We start from the raw sequence: 20,674 nt of genomic DNA on the forward strand, positions 1-20,674 counted from the left end.
TCGGAACGGCGGGGTTTTTCGTGCGCCCGGCGGGACTCGGTGGCCCGATACGCTGAGCCCATGAGCAACGACGCGCCGCTGTCCGGGTCCCCGCTGACGATCGCCTCCGCCGGGTACACGGCCGACATCGCCACGGTCGGAGCGACACTGCGGACCCTGCGGCACGAGGGCCGAGACCTGGTCGTCCCGTTCGACGCCGACGAGGTCCGCCCGGTCTTCCGCGGTGCCGTCCTGGCCCCGTGGCCGAACCGGATCGTCGACGGCGAGTACTCGTTCGGCGGCGTCGATCACGAACTGGCCCTCACCGAGCCCGCACGGCACCACGCCCTGCACGGACTCGTCGCGTGGACGGACTTCCGCGTGCAGGAGCAGGCGGACGACCGCGTGGTGCTCGCCACGACCGTCCAGGCGCAGCAGGGCTACCCGTACCGCGTCGAGGTCACCGTGGAGTACCGGCTCGACGCCGAGGGGCTGCACACGACGATCACCGGGACGAACACCGGAGCCGAGGACGCACCGTGGGGGACCGGCCCGCACCCGTACCTCGTCGCGGGTACCGGCACCGTCGACGACTGGACCCTGACGCTCCCCGCCGCCCAGGTGCTCGAGGTGACGCCGGACCGGCTCGTCCCGACCGACCTGGTCCCCGTGCACGACGAGTTCGACCTGCGCACGCCCACGCTGATCGGCGACCGGTTCATCGACCACGCCTTCACCGGCTTCGATCGCGACACCGCCGGCCTCGCCACCATCGCGGTCACGGCGGCGGACGGTCGCGGGGTCCGTGCGACCTTCGGGCCGGAGTGCGGCTGGGCGCAGGTGCACACCGCCGACCACGTCGTCCCCGAGTACCACCGCGCCGGTCTCGCCGTCGAGCCGATGACGTGCGCCCCCGACGCCTTCAACGACGGCGAGGACCGCGGCCTCCTGGTGCTCGCGCCCGGTGCCTCGCACGCCGCCGCATGGACGATCGCCGCGATCTGAGCACCCCCGACCCCGGCGTCCGCGTCGAGGTCCGCCGACTCGACCCGGTCCCCGACCTCGCGGCCCTGGCGGCGCAGGTCCCCGGGGACCTGGTGTGGCTCGACTCCGGCCTGCCCGACGGTGCCCCCGCCACGGCTCGACCCCGGGCACGGTGGTCCGTGCTGGCGTGGACGGACGGGCCGTTCGCCGCCCGGTTCCGGCACCAGGACCGTCGCGCGCACCTGACGGTCGCCGCGCCCGCCGAGGGGTGGTTCGGGCCCGCCCGATCCGAGGAGCGTCCGGCCTTCGCGGTGCTGGCGGACCTGCTCCGACGCACGCCCCGCCTGCCCGAGCCGGTCGTCGGGTGCGGGTTCGCGCTGGGCTGGGTCGGGTTCCTCGGCTACGAGCTCGGCCGCGAGTCCGGCGGCCCGGACCGCACCGCCGACGGGTACGCCGACGCCGACCTGCGGTTCGTCGACCGCGCCGTCGTCGTCGACCACACCGGTGGCGCCTGGGCGCTCGCGCTCGTCGCCGACGCGGAACCGGCGGCCAGCACGCGGAACCGCGCGTGGCTCGAGGAGCTCACCATCCCCACGACGTCGGCCGGCGTCGTGGACGCGGCCACGGGCCTCCCTGCCGGGGTGTCCACGGCGACCGGACGCGTCACGCGCGCCGCCTACGAGCGGGCGGTCGACGCGTGCCGCGCGGAGATCCGCGAGGGGAACGCGTTCCAGGTCTGCCTCACCACCGCCTTCGCGGTCGGACTGGAGGCCCGTGGCGGCCCCGGTACGGACCCGCACCTGGACGAGTACCTGCGGATGCGGGCGGCCGATCCCGTCCCGTTCGGTGCGTTCCTGCGGCTCGGCGCGCTGCGCGTGGCGAGCCGGTCACCGGAGCGGTTCCTGCGGATCGACGCGGCCGGAGCGGTGCTCGCGGAGCCGATCAAGGGCACGCGGCGGCGGCTTACCGACGCGGTGGCGGACGCGGCCGCGCGGGACGACCTGGCGGCGAGCCCGAAGGACCGCGCCGAGAACGTGATGATCGTCGACCTGCTGCGGAACGACCTGCTGCGGACCGCGGTGCCCGGGTCGGTGCACGTCGAGCGGCTGTGCGCCGTCGAGACGTACGCCAGCGTGCACCAGCTGGTCTCGACGATCGGGGCGGTGCTGCCGCCGGGGACGTCGCGGGCCGACGTGGTGCACGCGGCGTTCCCGCCGGGGTCGATGACCGGGGCGCCGAAGAGCAGTGCCACGGCGATCGCGGACCGGCTCGAGGGGGCGCCGCGCGGGGTGTACTCGGGCGCGATCGGGTACTTCTCGGCGAGCGGGGCGGTCGACCTGTCGGTGGCGATCCGTAGCCTCGTGACCGTGCTCGACGAGTCGGGTGCGGTGCGTTCCCGGACCCTCGGAGCCGGGGGAGCGGTGACCTGGTCGTCGGTGCCCGCGGACGAGGCGGACGAGGTCGAGACCAAGACGCGGTCGGTGCTCGGCGGGGTCGGGGCGGTCGCCAGCTGGTGAGCTGATGCCCTGATCCGAACACGTGTTCGACCAGGACTGTCCACGGATGTCGGACGCGATTGACATCATCGAACACATGTTCGAATATGAGGGCATGCAGACGGCGGCGGCACTCCGGTCGCCCACCCCGGACCGGGGCGGGCGGAGCGGTGCTGCACGCGGCGGCAGCGGTGCGGGCGGTGGCGGTGCGCGCCGTGGGCCGGACCACCTGAGCGATGCCCGGGCCGCGCTCGACCGCATCACGTCCCTGCGGTCCCGGGTGGCCGACATGGAGTCCACCCGGGTCGACACCGCCGGGCTCCCCACCGCCCCGGCGCTCGAACCCCTGCTGCCCGGTGGCGCGATCCGGGTCGGTGGCACCTACGCCGTCCCCGAGTCGGTGCTGCTCGCGATCACGATGCTGCAGGCGGCCTCGGCGGCCGGGGCGTGGTGTGCGGTCGTCGGGGTGCCGTCCTTCGGGATCGAAGCCGCCGCCGCCGCGGGGATCGACCTCGAACGGCTCGTGCTCGTCCCCGATCCGGGTGACCAGTGGCTCGCCGTGACGGCGGCGATGGCCGACGTCGCCCAGATCGTCCTCACCCGACCGCTCAGCCGGGTCGTGCCGGGCGACGTGGCACGGCTGTCGGCCCGCCTGCGACAGCGCGGTGGCGCACTCGTCGCGCTCGGCTCCTGGCCCGGGGCGGACGTCACGCTGCGGGTCACGTCCTCGACGTGGAGCGGCATCGGTCAGGGCCACGGCCACCTGACGGAGCGCCGGGCCACCGTGACCGCGACCGGGCGTGCCGGCGCGGTGCGTCCGGCGACCGCCGAGCTGCTCCTGCCCGCGGCCGACGGTGCGGTCCGGGCCGCCACACCGGTGCCGATGGTGGGCTCCGGGGACACCCGCGTGCTGCGGCCCGTGGCGGTGGCGTCGTGATCGCCTCCGGGCGCGTCCGGACCGACGCGATCACGCGGGGAGCGGCACTGCCCGAACCACCCCCGACCCGGACGATCGTGCTCTGGTGCCCGGACTGGCCGGTCATCGCGGCGGCTCGGGCCGGTGGCACCCCGCCGGAGCAGCCCCTCGCCCTGACCGCGAAGGGGCTCGTGTTCGCGAGCTCCGCGTCCGCGCGTGAGCAGGGTGTCGTGCGGGGGCTCCGCGTGCGTGAGGCGCAGGCGCGGTGCCCCGAGCTCCTCGTGCAGCCCTACGACGACGCCCTCGACCACCGCGCGTTCGAGCCCGTCATCCGTGCGGTCGAGGCGGCGGTCCCGGGGGTCGAGGTGCTGCGGCCGGGCACCCTCGCGCTCCGCGCCCGCGGGCCGGCCCGGTACTACGGCGGTGAGCGCGCGGCGGCGGCGACCCTCGCCGGCATCGCCGCCGACCACGGCGCCCCCGCGGTGCGGGCCGGGGTGGCCGACACCCCGTTCGCGGCGGACCAGGCCGCCCGGGCCCGTCCGGTGCGTCCCGGCGAACGGGTGCGGCTCGTGCCCGTCGGGGGATCGGCGGACTTCCTCGCGCACCTGCCGCTCGGCGTGCTCGGCGACCCCGACCTCACGACGGTGCTCGACCGGCTCGGCATCACCACGCTCGGCGACTTCGCGGCACTCGGCGACGAGCAGGTGCGGGACCGCTTCGGCGTGGCCGGGGCGTTCCTGCACCGGTTGGCCGGGGGCCGCGACCCCCGCGAGATCGCGGCGCGTGAGATCCCGCCGGAACTCCGGGTCGAGGCGTCGTTCGAACCCCCGCTGGACCGTGCCGACCAGATCGCGTTCGCGTTCCGGCGTTCCGCCGACGACTTCGCCGAGCGACTCCGGGCCGCGGGGCTCGTGGCGACGACCATCCGTGTGGGGATCGTCGACGAGCGCGACATCCTGCTCGAACGGACCTGGGCGCACCCGCGCTGGTTCGACGCCGCCGACGTGGTCGACCGGGTGCGGTGGCAGCTCGCCGGTGGGGTGGCCCCCAGCGGGCTCGAGGCGCCGGTCACCTCGGTCGTGCTCGAGCCGGTCGCCGTCGACGACATGGCGAACCACGAGCGCGGGCTGTGGGGCTCCGGCCCGGACGAGCGCGTGCACCACGGCCTCGCCCGGATCCAGGGCATGGTCGGCCACGACGGTGTGGTGAGTCCGCGCATCGGTGGTGGCCGCACCCTGTCCGAGCGCGTGGTGCTCGTGCCGTGGGGTGACGCGCCCGCCGGTGGTGAGCGTGCCCTGGCGACCGTCCGCGACCGACCGTGGCCCGGCAAGCTGCCCGGCCCGCCACCAGCCACCGTGCTCGAGCGTCCCCGAGCGGTCGACGTCGTCGCCGTCGGCGGTGCGAGCGTCGACGTCGACGAGCGCGGCGTGCTGTCCGGCGTACCCGACCGGTTCCGCGCCGAGGGCGACCGGGGCGGCGGGTTCTCCGCCGTGACGGCCTGGGCGGGGCCGTGGCCGCTCGTCGTCCGGTGGTGGGAGTCCGGCGGCCGACGCCTGCACCGGCTCCAGCTCGTCGACGCCGAGGGGCGCGCCTGGTACCTGGTGCTGGCGGACCACCGCTGGTGGGCAGAGGCGATCGCGACGTGACCCCGACCACCACCACCGACAGGAGCGTGACCTGATGGGCTACAGCAACCCACCCATCCCGTGGTCGCAGTTCGAGCGTGCCCTGTCCGACAAGCGGAGCCCGGGCACGGCCCACGACGGCGACGGCGGCGACAGCCCGGCGTGGTCGCGGAAGCGCGAGCCGTACGTCCCGTCACCGCTCGACACCGACGGCGGGCCCGTGGTGCCGTACGCCGAACTGCACGCGCACTCGGCCTTCAGCTTCCTCGACGGCGCCAGTCAGCCCGAGCACCTGTTCGAGGAAGCCGCTCGGCTCCGGCTGCACGCCCTCGCGCTCACCGACCACGACGGTTTCTACGGGGCCGCCCGGATGGCCGAGGTCGCCGAGTCGTACCCGCAGGTCGGCACCGTCTTCGGCACCGAGCTGTCCCTGGGGCTGACCGAACCGCAGAACGGTGTGCCCGACCCCGAGGGTTCGCACCTGCTCCTGCTCGCCGACGGCCAGGACGGCTACCACCGGCTCGCCGGCGCGGTGACGAGCGCACACCTGGCCGCCGGGTCCGAGAAGGGCAGCCCGCAGTACGACCTCGACGACCTCGCCGCGCGGGCGGACGGGCACTGGCGTGTCCTCACCGGGTGCCGGAAGGGCTCCGTGCGGCAGGCCCTCGAGCAGGGTGGCGAGTCCGCCGCCGAGACCGCACTCCGGGTGCTGCTCGACCGGTTCGGCAGCCGCAACGTCGTCGTGGAGCTGCTCGACCACGGCGACCCGCTCGACAGCGCCCGCAACGACGCCCTGGCCACCATCGCCGCGAAGCACGCGCTGCCCCTGGTCGCCACCGGCAACGTGCACTACGCCACCCCCGACCGGTTCCCGGTGGCGACCGCACTCGCGGCGGTGCGTGCCCGCCGCAGCCTCGACGAGATCGACGGCTGGCTGCCGGCCGCCGACACCGCCCACCTGCGCTCCGGCGCCGAGATGGCCAGACGGTTCGGGCGCTACCCCGGCGCGATCGAGCGGACCGTGGAGCTCGCCGACGAGCTCGGGTTCCGGCTGAAGACCGTGCAGCCCGGGCTGCCCGACCTCGACGTCCCGGACGGGCACACCGCGATGTCGTGGCTCCGCGAGCTCACGTGGACGGGTGCCCGGAGGTTCTACCCCGGCAGCGCCGACGGCGTCGACCCCCGCAAGCGGGAGCGCATCGAGCGTGAGCTGTCCGTGATCGAGGAGAAGAACTTCCCGGGGTACTTCCTGATCGTGCGCGACATGGTGCAGTACGCCCGCGGTCGGGGCATCCTCTGCCAGGGGCGGGGCTCGGCGGCGAACTCGGCGGTCTGCTACCTGCTCGAGATCACCGCGGTGGACTCGATCCGGTACGGGCTGCCGTTCGAGCGGTTCCTGTCGGCGATGCGCGACGAGGAACCCGACATCGACGTCGACTTCGACTCGGACCGCCGCGAAGAGGTGATCCAGTACGTGTACGCCAAGTACGGCCGGCACAACGCCGCCCAGGTCGCGAACGTCATCACCTACCGGCCCAAGGGCGCGGTGCGCGACATGGCGAAGGCGCTCGGTCACAGCCCCGGGCAGCAGGACGCCTGGTCGAAGCAGGTCGAGCGGTGGGGGTCGGTGACCGAGAGCCAGGACCACGACATCCCGCCGGCGGTCGTCGGGCTCGCGAGCGACGTCCTCGGGTTCCCGCGGCACCTCGGCATCCACTCCGGCGGCATGGTGCTGACCGACCGCCCGGTGGGCGAGGTCGTGCCGATCGAGCACGCCCGGATGGACGGCCGCACCGTGCTGCAGTGGGACAAGGACGACTGCGCGTACATGGGGCTCGTGAAGTTCGACATGCTCGGGCTCGGCATGCTCGCGGCGCTGCAGTACTCGTTCGACCTGGCGGCAGAGCACTGCGGGGAGCGCTGGGAGATGCACTCCATCCCGAAGGAGGAACAGGGGGTCTACGACCAGCTCTGCCGCGCGGACACGATCGGGGTGTTCCAGGTGGAGTCCCGTGCGCAGATGGGCACCCTGCCCCGACTGCTCCCGCGGCGGTTCTACGACCTGGTGATCGAGGTCGCACTCGTCCGCCCCGGGCCCATCCAGGGCGGCGCGGTGCACCCGTACATCCGCCGGCGCACGGGCGAGGAACCGATCACCTACATGCACCCGGCGCTCGAACCCGTGCTCGAACGCACCCTCGGGGTCCCGCTGTTCCAGGAACAGCTGATGCAGATGGCGATCGCGGTCGGCAACTGCTCCGGTGACGACGCCGACCTGCTGCGACGGGCGATGGGGTCGAAGCGCGGGCACGAGAAGATCGACCGGCTGCGCGACAAGCTCTACACGGGGATGGCGGACAACGGCATCCACGGTGCCGACGCCGACGCGATCTACGCGAAGATCCAGGCGTTCGCGAACTTCGGCTTCGCGGAGAGCCACTCGATCAGCTTCGCCCTCATCGTCTACGCGAGCGCGTGGATGCGGCTGCACTACCCGGGGGCGTTCCTGGCGGCACTGCTCCGGGCGCAGCCGATGGGGTTCTACTCACCGCAGACCCTGGTCGCCGACGCCCGGCGGCACGGCGTCCGCGTACTGCGACCGGACATCCTGCGGTCCGGGGTCGACGCCACGCTCGAACCGCTGCCGGACGGGGACGCCCCTGCCGGTGACGACGCGTGCCTGGCCACCGAGCAGCCACCGGTGCTGCCCTTCGACAAGGCGCTCCCCGACGACACCGCGAGCCACCGACGCGACGGTGCCTTCGCCGTGCGGCTCGGGCTCGCCGAGGTCGCGTCGCTCAGCCGGAAGAGCGCCGAGAAGATCGTCGCGGAGCGGGACGCGAACGGCCCCTTCCGCGACATGTCGGACCTGGCCCGCCGGGTCGGGCTCACCACGCCGCAGCTCGAGGCCCTCGCCGCCGCCGACGCCTTCGCCCCGTTCGACATCGACCGCCGCGGTGCGATGTGGTCGGCTGCCCAGGCAGCCGCCGAGCGTCCGGACCAGTTGCCGGACACGCAGGTGTTCGTGCAGCCGCCGCTGTTCGGGCAGATGACGAGCGGGGACGTGCTCATCGCCGACATGTGGTCGACGGGCATGACGACCGACGACCACCCCGTCCGGCACGTGCGCGACCGGCTCGCAGCCCGCCGGGTGCTCAGCGTGCAGGACACCGCGACCGCCGAGACCGGACGACGGGTCGAGGTCGGCGGGATCGTGACGCACCGGCAGCGTCCGGCGACGGCCTCCGGCATCACGTTCCTGAACGTCGAGGACGAGACCGGGCTGGTCAACGTCATCTGCAGCGTCGGGGTCTGGGGGCGCTTCCGCCGGGTGGCGCGGGAGTCCCCGGCGGTGATCGTCCGGGGCATCCTCGAGCGCTCGCCCGACGGGGTCGTCAACCTGGTGGCGGACCGCATCGAGCACCTGTCGCTGTCCGTCCGCACCCGCTCGCGGGACTTCCAGTGAGCGGTCTGCTCGACTGAGCGGACGTGCCCGAGTGAGCGGACGTGCCCAGGCGAGCCGTCGTGCTCAGCGCACCTCGGGCAGGCGGATCGTGACCTCGAGCCCACCGGCGGGCACGTTGCGGAGCGACGCCGTGCCTCCCGCCCGTTCCGCCACCGCACGCACGATCGCGAGTCCCAGCCCCGAGCCGCCGGGCAGGGCGCCGGCACCGGTCGACGGGTCCGGGTTCGGGCGGGACGTCCGGGCCTCGTCCGGACGGGTGAAGCGGTCGAACGCCACCGGGATGAAGGACTCGGGCACGCCGGGGCCGTCGTCGGTGATCTGCAGCACGCCCTCGCCGCCGGTGCTCCGCCAGGACACGAAGATGCCGCCGCCGCGGGGGAGTGCGGCCACGGCGTTGCCCGCGATGTTCGTGACGAGCTGGGCCATCCCGCCGGTGTCGATCCGGTACCGCGGTTCGACGGTGCCGCCGCCGATGCCCGGGCCGGAACCGCCGACGGCGACGGGCGGCTCGAGGTCGAAGTCGACGGTGACGTCCTTCGCCGACGCGATGAGCCGGACGCGGTCGACCGCGGCCATCACCTCGTCGCCGAGGTCCGACCAGGCGGTCTCGGGGCGCCGGTCGCCGTCCTGTTCACGGCGCTCCGACTCCTCGATCCGCGACAGGGCGAGCAGGTCGTTCGCCAGCCGCGACAACCGCGCGACGCTGTGCTTCGCGCGTTCGATGTGGGCGGCGAGGGCGGCGGCGTCGTTGCCGTCGAGCGAGGCGAGGTCGAGCTGGGTCGTCAGGATCGCCAGGGGCGTCCGGAGCTCGTGGCTGGCGTCCGACACCATCTGGCGTTCGCGCTCGGTCGCTTGCCGGGTCCGGGCGAGGAAGGCGTTGAGCGTGGTCGCCAGGGACGCCAGCTCGTCCTGGGCCGGGCCCACCGGCAGTTCGGCACGCTCCGGGGCGACGGAGAGCCGTTCGGCCTCGCGGCGCATCCGGTTCACCGGGCGCAGCGCGGTGGTCGCGAGCACCCAGGACGCCACGCCGAAGGCGAGCAGGATGGCCAGACCGGTCAGCGACAGCGTCGTCGTGAGGTCGTCGACGACGATGGCCTCGGCCTGCGAGTTGCGGGCGGCGACGACGGTCCAGCGGCCGGCCTCGTTGACGGGGTGCTCCACCACGACGCGGTACTCCGAGCCGGATGCCGTGATGATCGAGGTGCCGGCGGGGGTGGACCGCAGACTGCCGAGCGCCTGCTCGACACGGTCGGGCATCGTCGACAGCACGATCTCGCCGGACGGGGACACGACGGCGACGAGCTGCGCGTTGCCCGGCGGCGAGAGGTCGGGGTCGCTGTCGACCTCGAGCGTGGCGACGTACGGGTCGGCATCGGCGTCGAGCAGGGTGCGGGTCGCACTCGCGACGACGCTCACCACCTGGAAGCGCATCACCAGGACGAGCAGCAGGATGACGATCGCGGCGATCGCCGTCGACCCGATCGTGATCCGGGCACGCAGCGACAGCAGACGCAGCGGCCGGATCGGACCGCCGCGTCGGCGGTCCGATCGTGGGGCGTCGTCGGCCCCGCTCACGCCCCGAGCAGATCCAGGCGGTACCCGCGACCGCGGACCGTGGCGATGGCGACGGTGGCCTCGTGCGCGGTGAGCTTCTTGCGGAGGTACGAGATGTACTGCTCGACCACGTTCGGGTCGACGTGCTGCGAACCGTCCCAGACCTCTTCGAGGATCTTCGGGCGGTCGACGACACTGCCGGCGGACCGGGCGAGCAGTCGGAGCAGGGCGAACTCGGTGGGGCTCACGGCGACGCGCTGGCCCTTGATCGAGATGCGGCGGGCCTCGGAGTCGATGGAGACGTCCCCGACCTCGATCGTGCGGGGTGCCCCGGCGGACTCACGACGGCCGAGCGCACGCAGCCGAGCGGTGAGCTCGGCGAAGGCGAAGGGCTTGGTGAGGTAGTCGTCCGCGCCGGCGTCGAGCCCGAACACGCGGTCGTCGACGGCATCGCGCGCGGTCACGAGCAGGATCCGCACGGGGTCCTCGCGCTCACGGATCCGCCGGGCGAGCTCGAAGCCGGACATGCCGGGCATCATCACGTCCACGACCGCAAGGTCGAACGCCTGCTCGCCAAGGGCGATGAGCGCCTCGACACCGTTCTCGACGGCCGTGACCCGGTACCCCTCGGCCGCGAGTCCGCGTTCCATCAGGGCACGCATCTCGTCGTCGTCCTCGACCACCAACAGCCGCATAGTGGACCTCCTCGGACCCATCGTGGCATCGAACCGGCGCGGAGGGTCGTTCTCCGGGTCCGACTCGCTGAATCTCGTCACAGGTCAAAGCAGAACGGTCTGTCCCACGTTCTAGGGACGTGAGCGCCGCTTGCTTCGTTGCTAGGCTCCGGCAGCGGACAGCGCGACCCGATGCGCCGCCCGCACTGGGGGATCATGAACGACTCGATCGACCACCCGGCCATCGTGCGCCTGCGCGCCGAACTGGACGCCGCGTGGAAGGGCATCGGCGCGCTCGCGCAGCTGGAGGACGCACCGCGCGACCGCGTGGTCGCGGAACTGCGGACGGCGGTACCGGACGTGGCGAGCCGTGCTGCACGCGAGGTCGGCACCGAGGCCGTCGTCGCGGAGATCAGCCGGTACGCCGACGCCGGCATCCCGGGTGCGACCGCGACCGACGTCGTCCCGACCGCGGTGATCTGGTCGGACGTCGTGCGGACGGCGTCGGAAGCGGCCTGCGCGGCGCGCTGACGCCCAGCAGCGCGCCGACGCCCAGCAGCGCGCAAGCGCAACGTGCCGGTGTGCCGGCGCTAGTCGTTCTCCCCGAGCAGCTCGCCACGCACCCGACGGATGTCCTCGAGCAGCGCCCCGATGAGCACCCAGTGTCGGGAGTTCGGCCGGACCACCTCGAGCGGCGCGGTGAGCGCCGGCTCGGAGGCCTCCGCCCACAGCCCGACGTCCGGCCCGGAGGCAGCGGTGTCCGCTCCGCCGACCCCGTCCACCGGGTCGAGCCGTGTCGATTCCACCCGAGCGCTCAGCGCCCGGACGTCCGCACCGATCCGTGCCACCTCGGTCGCGATGCCGTGCACCACCGGGTCGTCGCGCAGGTCCGGCGCGGTGTTGTCGCGGATCGCCCGGGTCATCCCGGTGACCCGGGTCACCAGGACGCGCAGGTGGTCGGTGGTCACCACGTCGCGGTCGAGGATCGTCCGGTGCCGGCCACTGCGCGGGTTCATCGTCAGGGACTCGCGCGCCGACCCCAGGGACGCCTCGGCCTTGGCGTGCTGCTGCCGCAGTGCGCGGGCCGCGACGAGCGCCTCGTCCCAGCGCTCGCGGTCCCACCCCTCGGTCAGGCCGATCGCGATCCGCTCGAACGCCACCGCGGTGTCACGGGCGAGCCGGGCGACGGCGAGGTGCGCCGGTTCGAGCAGCACGGGCGGCACGATGAGCGCGTTCACGACCAGGGCGACGATCGCACCGATCACGGTCTCGAGGATCCGGTCGGCGGAGTAGTTCGGCGTCACGACCCCGGCGGTGAGCACGAGCATCCCGCTGATCCCCACCTGGGTGGCCGAGGTCGGGGTGAGCCGGAGTGCCCAGGCGATGAGGATCGCGAGCACGATGACGAGCAGCACGACGAACACGCCGTCGCCGAGCAGCAGGTGGAACCCGGTGGCCAGCACGACGCCGATCACCACGCCCGCGCTCCGCTCGAGCCCCTTCACGAACGACTGGTTGATGCTCGGCTGCACCACGAGCAGTGCAGCGATCGCCGCGAAGGTGGGGAACGGCCCCTGGATGACCAGGCGGCAGAGGAGCACGGCGGCGACCACCGCGACGGCGGTCTTCACGACCTGCAGGAACGGCGTGCGACTGGAGCTGCGGAGACGCGCGACCGGGTTCACACCGACCACGGTAGCCACCGGCCGCGCGCCGAGCCGTGCACGAACGCGACGAAACCCGCGCGACACGGTTGACTGATGTCGTGTGGCCCAACCATGAGCGCGTCATCCCGCAGGCCTTCGCCGGCTCCGGGACCTCCGTGGTGGCCGCGCGGGCGCACTCCGTCGAGCCCTCGGGCAACGGCTACCTGTACGGCTACGAGGTCGACACGGTGGACCGCAACGGCCAGCGCGCCACGGTCCTGACCTACGTCGACACCGGCGGCACCCACGACCAGAACAGCGCGATCGTCACCGATCCGGCGACAGGTGACCCGGTGTCGGTGTGGGCGTACCCGAACGACCCCGGCCTGCCGGTGCTGCCGCAGGTCACCTACCGCGACGCCGTCGCCGAGCTGCTGACCACGCTCGGCATGCCCGTCACCGACCCGGTGCTCACCGTGGCGGCGTACCGGCCCGGCAAGCGCGCGGTCGTCCGCGTGGACGCCCCCGAGCGCACCCTGTTCCTGAAGATCGTCCGCCCGCACCGGGTCGCGCCGATCGTGCAGTCGCACGAGCAGTTCGTCGCGGCCGGTCTGCCCGTGCCGCGTGTGCTGTCCAGCCGTGGCGACGGCCTGCTCGTGCTCGAGCGCATCCGCGGGGTGCCCGCCGGCAGTCGCATCCTCGACATCGCCGACGACCCCCGCTTCGTGGCGTCGCTCGCCGCGCTGAGCGGCCGGGTCGCCACCGTCCCGATGACCCAGCAGGCGCGCGCCGACGCGATGGACCACGCCGACTGGCACCGTCGCACGCTCATCGCCGCCCTGCCGCACGACGCCGAGGAGATCGACCGCCTGTACGACGCCATCGGCCGCCGCTCCATCGGCTGGTCGAGCTCGACCAAGCAGGTCGTGCACGGCGACCTGCACCTGGAGCAGGTCTTCGTCGACGAGGACGAGCCGTGGCGCATCTCCGGCCTGCTCGACATCGACACCGCGGGCTGGGGCTTCCCGGTCCGTGACGTCGGTGCCGTCGTCGCCCACCTCGTGGTCACCGGGCTCTGGCACCGGTCCCGAGGCGACGCCGAGCGCGGCGCCGCCGCCGAGCGCCTCGCCGACGCGATCGCCCGCGACTGGGTCGCGCGCAACCCGCGCGAGGCCGACCGCATCGGACCCGCCATCGGCGCCCAGCTGCTCGCCCACGCCGGCGGCCAGGCGACCACCGGTTCCGCCAACGGGATCCAGACCGCCCAGCAGCTCCTCGCCGCGACGCAGGCCGCCCTGGCGGACGCGGCCCCGAGCCTCCCGACCGGTGGTTCGACCCGCCCGCGGTCCGCACCGCAGGTCTGAGACGCGACGCCGCTGTCGCGAAAGCGACAGTTCTGCGCGGAACATCCGCGGCGTCCTGTCGCTTTCGCGGGGTCACCGGGGCAGGGAACCGGAGACGTGTCGCTTCGGTGGGGTGAACACGACCGAAGGACGGACTGGAGGCGCGGGTCGGGCCCGCCACGGGCCTCCCGTCCGCCGTCGCGACGCGCGCGGGCAACGCGCCGGTCGCCTCCGCCGGTGGTCCGGGAGTAAACTGAGCGCGCACGCACCGCGTTCCCGCGTGCCGCGTCGATTCCGGACGCAGCCGTCGATCACTTGATCGACGCGGGGACCGGGCCGTGACCGCCCCGAGGGGGCATCACGTGCGTGTGACGACGCCGGATCCCGGCGCGGACCGTCCGAACCTGCTCCCGGCAGGTGCTCGTGTGGAACGGCTCGCGGGAGTCCACCGGACGTCCCGATGCGGGGACCGGCGATGCGGTGGGCCACGGTGGCCCGCAGCTGAACCGGAGCCGCGCCAGGCACCGGTGCAGGACTTCCCGCCCCACGGGCGGATCGCCCCGACGTGTGGGCGGAACAGGAGGAGCGTTGGCTCGATCAGGCACCCGGCGTGCTGCCGGCGGGACGCGGACCGCGTCACGTCGCACCAGGCCGCTGGACAACGACGGCGTCATCCCCGTCCTCGCCCGCGCTGTGCGCGAGGTCGAGGCCGCGGCGCAGCGCGGACCGCTCAAGGCATCGAACCGGACGAAGTTCCAGGCGGTTGCCCTGCTCATGCGCGAAGAGCGCGCGCGGGTGAAGGCCGACACGGAGCTCACCGACGCGCAGCGCGCCGAGCAGCTCAAGCGGCTCGACGGCGTGGCCACGATCCTGGCGAAGACGGCTGCGCGCGACACCAGCGTCATCCAGCTCCTCGCCGAAGAGGTCCAGGTGTCCGAGGCGACGCGTGCGGTCAAGCGCGACATGATGATCGCCGGCGGCATGGAACTGCAGCCGGAGGACCTCGTCATCGCGTCCGAGCCCGCCGCGGTCGTCGAGACCCCGGTGCGGGCCGTCGTGCCGCAGGCGGTCGTGCAGCGCCAGCTGGCGAACCCCTTCATGCCACCGGACTTCGCCCTCGCCGACCAGCCCGTCGCGCACCCGCGTCGCCTGGCGAACTGGGAACTGTTCGGGCCGCTGTTCAAGTCGTTCGAGTACGGCGCGGGCGGGGGAGCGGCGACGATGCCGCTGCCGGAGCCCACGACGCTGCACTCGCGCTCGGGCACCACGCTCATGAAGCACCAGGCGGAACTCGTCGCCGCCGCGGCGCAGGGACACCGCACGTTCCTGCTCGCCGACGAGCCCGGCCTCGGCAAGACCGCACAGTCGCTGCTCGCCGCCGACGCCGCGAACGCGTTCCCGCTGCTCGTCGTCGTGCCGAACGTCGTCAAGACGAACTGGGCGCGTGAAGCCGAGCGCTGGGTGCCGAACCACCGCGCCACGGTGATCCACGGGGACGGCAACGACCTCGACGGGTTCGCCGACATCGTCATCGTGAACTACGAGATCCTCGACCGGCACGCCGGGTGGCTCGGCAACTTCGGGTTCAAGGGGATGGTCGTCGACGAGGCGCACTTCATCAAGAACAAGGACTCGCAGCGCGCCCGGTTCGTGCTGCAGATCGCCGAGCGCATCCGGCAGCGCACCGCCGCACCGCTGCTCATGGCGCTGACCGGTACCCCGCTGATCAACTCGGTCGAGGACTTCCGCACCATCTGGGAGTACCTCGGCTGGATCGACGACAAGAAGCCGCGCGCGAAGCTCATGAACGAGCTCGAGGAGATCGGCCTGACGCCGGCCGACCCCGGGTTCTTCGTCGAGGCCCGCCGTGCCGTCATCGACCAGGGCATCGTCCGACGCCGCAAGGTCGACGTCGCCGCGGACATCCCGGCACGCCGGATCGCCGACATCCCCGTCGAGCTCGACGGTGACGAGGGTCGCTCCATCCGCGACGCCGAGCGCGAGCTCACCGCGAAGCTCGTCCGCCGCTACCACCAGGCGCTCGACGCCCGCACCGGGCAGGACCCGGTCGTCGGCATCGACCACAAGCTGGTCCGCCAGGTCGCCCGCTGGGAGCTCGAGGACCAGGACGCCTCGTCGACCGGCGAGAACGTGTTCTCGATGGTCCGCCGCATCGGCCGTGCCAAGGCCCAGCTCGCGGCCGACTACGCGGCGCAGCTCGCCTCGAACGTCGGCAAGGTCGTCTTCTTCGCGAAGCACCTCGACGTGATGGACCAGGCGGAAGAGGTGTTCGCCCGTCGTGGCCTGCGCACCGCCACGATCCGCGGCGACCAGACCCCGACGCAGCGCACGGCCGAGATCGACTCGTTCGTGAACGACCCCGACGTCGCCGTCATCGTCTGCTCGCTGACCGCGGCCGGTGTCGGTCTGAACCTGCAGGTGTCGTCGAACGTCGTGCTCGCCGAGCTGTCGTGGACGAGCGCCGAGCAGACCCAGGCGATCGACCGCGTGCACCGCATCGGGCAGGAAGAGCCCGTCACCGCGTGGCGCATCATCGCCGCGCAGACGATCGACACCAAGATCGCCGAGCTCATCGACTCGAAGGCGTCCCTGGCCGCCCGCGCGCTCGACGGTTCGGACGAAGAGGTCGTCGACTCCGGTGACATCCAGCTCGACGCGATGGCTGCGCTGCTGACCGAGGCGCTCGGCGGCTAGCGCCGGCGCGTCCGGCGCGCGGCGCTGTCTCGGACAGCAAAACACCGGTGTTCGCACTCTGAACCGCGTCATGCGCGTGTTCGGAGCGTGAACACCGGTGTTTTGCGGAGGGCCGCCGCTCAGATGCGGGACTGCACCTCGGCCAGGGACGGGTTCGTCGCCGTCGTGCCGTCGGGGAACACGAGCGTCGGCACGGTCTGGTTGCCGCCGTTGACCTCGGCGACGAGCTCGGCGGTGCCCGGGGTCTGCTCGATGTCGACCTCGGTGAAGGGCACCCCGGCCTTCGACATCTGGTTCTTCAGCCGGGCGCAGTAGCCGCACCACGTGGTGGTGAACATCGTGACGCCGCCGGCTTCGGGCGTGAACTGCTCGCGGGTGATCGTGTCGCTCATCCCTGCAGGCTAACCCCGGGTGCGGGGAAACCCCGCAGTGCCTGGTAGACAAGAGCGTGTGAGCCACACGCACCTCGAGATCGAGCGCACCTACGACCTGCCCGAGGGCGGTGCCCTCCCCGACCTCGTCGGCGCGGGCGGCATCCTCCGCACCGAGCACCAGGAGCCGTTCGAACTGGACGCGACCTACTGGGACACCGAGCGGTACGACCTGGTGGCCGCGCGGGTGACCGTCCGCCGTCGCACGGGCGGCCCCGACGCCGGCTGGCACATCAAGCGCTCGGAGTCGGACACGGTCCGCCACGAGCAGCAGTTCCCCCTGACCGACGACGCCGACACGGTGCCCGACGAGGTCCTCGCCGCGCTCTTCACGGAGCGTCGTGGCCGCGGGCTGCGTCCCGTCGTCCGGATCACGACCACCCGCACCGTCACCCGACTGCTCGACGAGGACGGCGACCAGATCGCCGAGCTCGCCGACGACCAGGTCACCGCCCAGCGCCTCGACGACGACGCCCCCGAGACCCCGCGCACCTGGCGCGAGGTCGAGGTCGAGACCGTCGACGGCGTCGACCCGCAGATCGCCCACGAGCTGTTCGCGGCACTCGACGGACGCTTCGCGGCCGTCGGCGCCGGCCCCGCCGCCGTCGCGTCCAAGCTGGCACGCGGGCTTGCAGGAGCACCGGCACCGCGCCTCCAGACCGAGGAGAAGCCGGCCAAGGGCACGACCGCACGCATCCTGGCGAAGCGCGTCCGCAAGCTGCGCGTCGCGCTGCTCGGCCAGGAGGCCCGGCTCCGCTCCGGCGACACGGCCGACCTCCGGCAGGCGGCCGACACGACCCTCGAGATCGCCGCGATCCTGGGCGCCTACCGCCCGGCGTTCCCCGACGGCGAGGCCGTCGACCGCGCCGCCGAGGCGGCGGACGGCCTGGCGGGCGTCACCGCGCGTGCGGCGCTGGCCGAGTACTTGATCGACCGGCTGCCGCGGGCGTCGTCGCCGGCGCAGGACGACCTGGTCGACGCGATGACCCGCGAGCGCATCCTCGCTTCGACCCGGGAACGTCGCGACCAGGCGGTGCGGGACGTCGTCGCGTTCCTGCACGGCGAGCCGTTCCTCGAACTGCTCGACGCCCTCGACGACGCGGCCGAGCGACCGGCTCCGACGGCGTGGTCGCTCCGCGCACCGAAGCAGGTCGCGCAGGACGTCGGCGCCGACGTGAAGCCGCGCGTGCGCGAGCTCGTCCGGGCCGCCGTCGCCGACGACACCTCGGACACCGCTGCCGAGCGCGAGGCTGCCGACCGGACCACCACCGAGGCCGCGTGGCAGGAGACGATGCGCGCCCGGATGGCGATGGACGTGCTCGGCGACGACGCGTTCCCGCACGCGCTGTGGAAGCGGATCGGCACCGCGGCCGACGTGCTGACCGAACGGGTGCGGTCCCTGCACGCCCTCGACATCCTCCGGGCGAACGCGGCGATCGCGGAGCGCGGGGGTGAGGGCACGTTCGGGTACGGGGTGCTCGCGGGGGACCGGGTGCGCCTGGCCGAGGAGTCCTACGACGAGGCGGTGCACGCGCTCAACCGCGTGTGAGCGGGGTGCGCGCTGCGAGCGCTTCGTTCGCTTGGTGCGCTTGGTGAGCAGAAGAGGTCGGGTCCCGCGTTCGGACCCGACCTCTTCTGCTCACGAAGTGCGAGGCGTTGCTCAGCCCGCGGCGATCGGGTTGGCGGTGGCCGCGGCGGGCGTCTCGTCGGCGAGCCCGAGCACGTCGAGCAGCCAGGCGAGTTCGAACGCCCGCTCCTTCCACGACGCGTAGCGACCGCTGACACCACCGTGGCCGGCGGACATCTCGGTCTTCAGCAGCACCGGCGCGCCGACCTCGCGGAGCTTCGCGGTCCACTTCGCGGGCTCGACGTACAGCACGCGGGTGTCGTTGATCGAGGTCACGGCGAGGATCTGCGGGTACTGCACGTCGTCACGGACGTTCTCGTACGGGGTGTACTCGCTCATGTAGCGGTAGACCTCGGCGTCGTGCAGCGGGTCGCCCCACTCGTCCCACTCGATGACGGTGAGGGGCAGGTCCGGGTCGAGGATGCTCGTCAGCGCGTCGACGAACGGCACGGCGGCCAGGATGCCGGCGAACCGCTCGGGTGCGAGGTTGGCGACCGCACCCATCAGGAGCCCGCCCGCGCTGCCACCCTCGGCCACGAGCCGGTCGGCGCTCGTGCGGCCGGACTCGATCAGGTGCTCGGCGACCGCGACGAAGTCGGTGAAGGTGTTCTTCTTCGTCAGGGTCTTGCCGTTCTCGTACCAGTGCCGGCCGAGCTCACCGCCACCACGGACGTGCGCGACGGCGAAGACGACACCGCGGTCGAGCATCGACAGGCGCATGACGCTGAAGCCGGGGTCGATCGAGTGCTCGTACGAGCCGTAGCCGTAGAGGTGCAGCGGTGCCGGGGTGCCGTCCTCGACGGCGTCACGACGCCAGACGAGCGAGATCGGCACACGGGTGCCGTCCGACGCGGTCGCCCAGTCGCGCTCCTGCACGTAGTCGGCCGGGTCGTAGCCGCCGAGCACGGGCTGGCGCTTGAGGACGGTGACCTCGCCGGTGGCCAGGTCGAGGTCGCTGACCTCGGAGGGGGTCACGAACGACGTGTACCCGATGCGGAGCGTCGGCTGCTCCCACTCCGGGTTGCCGCCGAGCCCCGCCGAGAACAGTGCTTCGTCGAAGGGGACCTCGTGCGCGTCGCCGTAGCCGTCGCCCTCGATCGGGATGATCGCGACGCGGGGGAGCGCCTCGGACCGGTACTCCAGGGCGAGGTGTCCGGCGAAGGCGTCGACCGACTCGATGCGGCGCTCGGTGTGGTGCGCCACGACGACGCGGCGGTCACGCTCGGACGTCGGGTCGTCGGCGGGGACGTCGACGAGCTCGAAGTTCTCGGCGCCGTCGTTGTGCAGCACCAGGAACCGGTCGCTGCCGCCCACGATGGCGTGCTCGATCTCGTACTCGACACCCTCACGGCGGGGCCAGACGACCTGGAACTCACCGGTGGGGTCCGCAGCGTCGAGGACGTGCGCCTCGGACGTGATCTTCGAGCCGAGCTCGATGACGATGTACTGCGACGAACGGGTGACACCGACACCGACCCAGTAGCGGTCGTCGGGCTCCTCGAACACCAGGACGTCCTCGGACGCCGCGGTGCCGACCGTGTGGCGCCAGATCTTGTCCGGACGCCACGACTCGTCGACCGTGGGGTAGAAGACGTAGCGCCCGGCTGGATCGAACGTGGCGCCGGCGCCCGTGTTCGGGATGGCGTCGCCGAGGTCGGTCCCCGAGGCCAGGTCGCGTACGTGCAGGGTGTACCGCTCGTCGCCCTCGACGTCGATGCCGTAGACCAGGCGGGTGCCGTCGTCGCTGATGTCGTAGGTGCCGAGGGAGAAGAACTCGTGGCCGTCGGCCAGCGCGTTGCCGTCGAGGACCACCTGCTCGCCGGGGAGTGTCGACTCGCCCTCGACGACGGCGGGTGGCGTCCAGTCGTCGGGGCCGGCGACGGGCACGCGGCAGTGCACGCCGTACTGGCTGCCCTCGGCGGTGCGGGTGAAGTACCACCAGTCGCCCATGCGGACCGGCACCGAGAGGTCGGTCTCCTGGACGCGGCTCTTCACCTCGGCGAAGATGCGGTCGCGCAGTGGCGCGAGGTGCGCGGTGGCGGCGTCGGTGTGGGCGTTCTCGGCTTCGAGGTACGCCAGGGTGTCGGGGGATTCCTTGTCCCGCAGCCACTCGTAGTCGTCGACGAAGTCGATGCCGTGGTGGGTCCGTGTCACGGGCCGCTTGGCGGCGCTGGGCGGGGTGGATGCGGTGTGCTCGTTGCTCACCGTCCCACCCTAT

Annotated in this window: 14 protein-coding genes; 9 read left to right on the plus strand and 5 right to left on the minus strand. The window is 73.0% G+C overall.

The genetic code is table 11. The features are described 5' to 3' along the window. The first annotated feature begins 60 nt into the window (after positions 1 to 60). The 5 genes from DEJ19_RS05940 to DEJ19_RS05960 are packed head-to-tail and all read left to right on the plus strand — an operon-like array spanning position 61 to position 8,466. The gene (locus DEJ19_RS05940; protein ID WP_111234257.1) at positions 61 to 984 is read left to right on the plus strand and encodes an aldose 1-epimerase family protein; all 924 of its coding nucleotides are present in this window, start codon (positions 61 to 63) and stop codon (positions 982 to 984) included. Further along, complete coding sequence (locus DEJ19_RS05945) at positions 963 to 2,480, plus strand: anthranilate synthase component I family protein (protein WP_111234256.1); 1,518 nt, start codon at positions 963 to 965, stop codon at positions 2,478 to 2,480. The genes DEJ19_RS05940 and DEJ19_RS05945 overlap by 22 nt, the downstream gene beginning before the upstream one ends. A gap of 46 nt (positions 2,481 to 2,526) precedes the next feature. Continuing rightward, on the plus strand, positions 2,527 to 3,396 hold the full coding sequence (gene imuA', locus DEJ19_RS05950; RefSeq protein ID WP_258377496.1) for a DnaE2-dependent mutagenesis accessory factor ImuA': 870 nt from the start codon (positions 2,527 to 2,529) through the stop codon (positions 3,394 to 3,396). After that, complete coding sequence (locus DEJ19_RS05955) at positions 3,393 to 5,021, plus strand: DNA polymerase Y family protein (protein WP_111234255.1); 1,629 nt, start codon at positions 3,393 to 3,395, stop codon at positions 5,019 to 5,021. Before imuA' ends, DEJ19_RS05955 begins: the two co-directional genes overlap by 4 nt. Positions 5,022 to 5,055: 34 nt before the next feature. After that, positions 5,056 to 8,466 (plus strand): error-prone DNA polymerase, encoded by a 3,411-nt coding sequence (locus tag DEJ19_RS05960; protein ID WP_111234254.1) that lies wholly within the window; start codon positions 5,056 to 5,058, stop codon positions 8,464 to 8,466. Positions 8,467 to 8,529: 63 nt separating this feature from the next. Here the strand turns inward: DEJ19_RS05960 and DEJ19_RS05965 are convergent, their stop codons facing one another. Both DEJ19_RS05965 and DEJ19_RS05970 read right to left on the minus strand, forming a co-directional pair. Then, positions 8,530 to 10,041, minus strand: coding sequence for a sensor histidine kinase (locus DEJ19_RS05965; protein ID WP_111030518.1), 1,512 nt, complete (start codon positions 10,039 to 10,041; stop codon positions 8,530 to 8,532). Next, positions 10,038 to 10,715 (minus strand): response regulator transcription factor, encoded by a 678-nt coding sequence (locus tag DEJ19_RS05970; RefSeq protein ID WP_017885962.1) that lies wholly within the window; start codon positions 10,713 to 10,715, stop codon positions 10,038 to 10,040. Before DEJ19_RS05970 ends, DEJ19_RS05965 begins: the two co-directional genes overlap by 4 nt. A gap of 195 nt (positions 10,716 to 10,910) precedes the next feature. Between DEJ19_RS05970 and DEJ19_RS05975 the strand changes: the two genes are divergently transcribed. After that, entirely contained in the window at positions 10,911 to 11,225 is a 315-nt protein-coding gene (locus DEJ19_RS05975) for a hypothetical protein (RefSeq protein WP_110864838.1), read from the plus strand. Positions 11,226 to 11,284: 59 nt separating this feature from the next. Here the strand turns inward: DEJ19_RS05975 and DEJ19_RS05980 are convergent, their stop codons facing one another. Further along, entirely contained in the window at positions 11,285 to 12,379 is a 1,095-nt protein-coding gene (locus DEJ19_RS05980) for an FUSC family protein (protein ID WP_111234259.1), read from the minus strand. Positions 12,380 to 12,459: 80 nt separating this feature from the next. Between DEJ19_RS05980 and DEJ19_RS05985 the strand changes: the two genes are divergently transcribed. Together DEJ19_RS05985 and DEJ19_RS05990 are read left to right on the plus strand one after the other, a co-directional pair. Continuing rightward, positions 12,460 to 13,704, plus strand: coding sequence for an aminoglycoside phosphotransferase family protein (locus tag DEJ19_RS05985; protein WP_110864837.1), 1,245 nt, complete (start codon positions 12,460 to 12,462; stop codon positions 13,702 to 13,704). Between the two features lie 567 nt (positions 13,705 to 14,271). Beyond that, complete coding sequence (locus DEJ19_RS05990; RefSeq protein ID WP_176708427.1) at positions 14,272 to 16,398, plus strand: DEAD/DEAH box helicase; 2,127 nt, start codon at positions 14,272 to 14,274, stop codon at positions 16,396 to 16,398. A gap of 119 nt (positions 16,399 to 16,517) precedes the next feature. Here DEJ19_RS05990 and DEJ19_RS05995 read toward each other — a convergent pair whose 3' ends face one another. Then, positions 16,518 to 16,790: a mycoredoxin gene (locus DEJ19_RS05995; RefSeq protein ID WP_027464730.1), complete on the minus strand. Its 273-nt coding sequence runs from the start codon at positions 16,788 to 16,790 to the stop codon at positions 16,518 to 16,520. 58 nt (positions 16,791 to 16,848) lie between these two features. Here DEJ19_RS05995 and DEJ19_RS06000 point away from each other — a divergent pair, with 58 nt between their 5' ends. Next, positions 16,849 to 18,378 carry a CYTH domain-containing protein gene (locus DEJ19_RS06000; RefSeq protein ID WP_071405572.1) on the plus strand — a complete coding sequence of 510 codons (1,530 nt, stop codon included), beginning with the start codon at positions 16,849 to 16,851 and terminating at the stop codon, positions 18,376 to 18,378. Positions 18,379 to 18,489: 111 nt separating this feature from the next. On the opposite strand, the gene DEJ19_RS06005 is transcribed toward DEJ19_RS06000, so the two are convergent. Continuing rightward, on the minus strand, positions 18,490 to 20,661 hold the full coding sequence (locus tag DEJ19_RS06005; RefSeq protein WP_111047942.1) for a S9 family peptidase: 2,172 nt from the start codon (positions 20,659 to 20,661) through the stop codon (positions 18,490 to 18,492). Between the last annotated feature and the right edge of the window lie 13 nt (positions 20,662 to 20,674).

It is taken from the genome of Curtobacterium sp. MCSS17_016, assembly GCF_003234255.2.
GTDB classification, from domain to species: domain Bacteria; phylum Actinomycetota; class Actinomycetes; order Actinomycetales; family Microbacteriaceae; genus Curtobacterium; species Curtobacterium flaccumfaciens.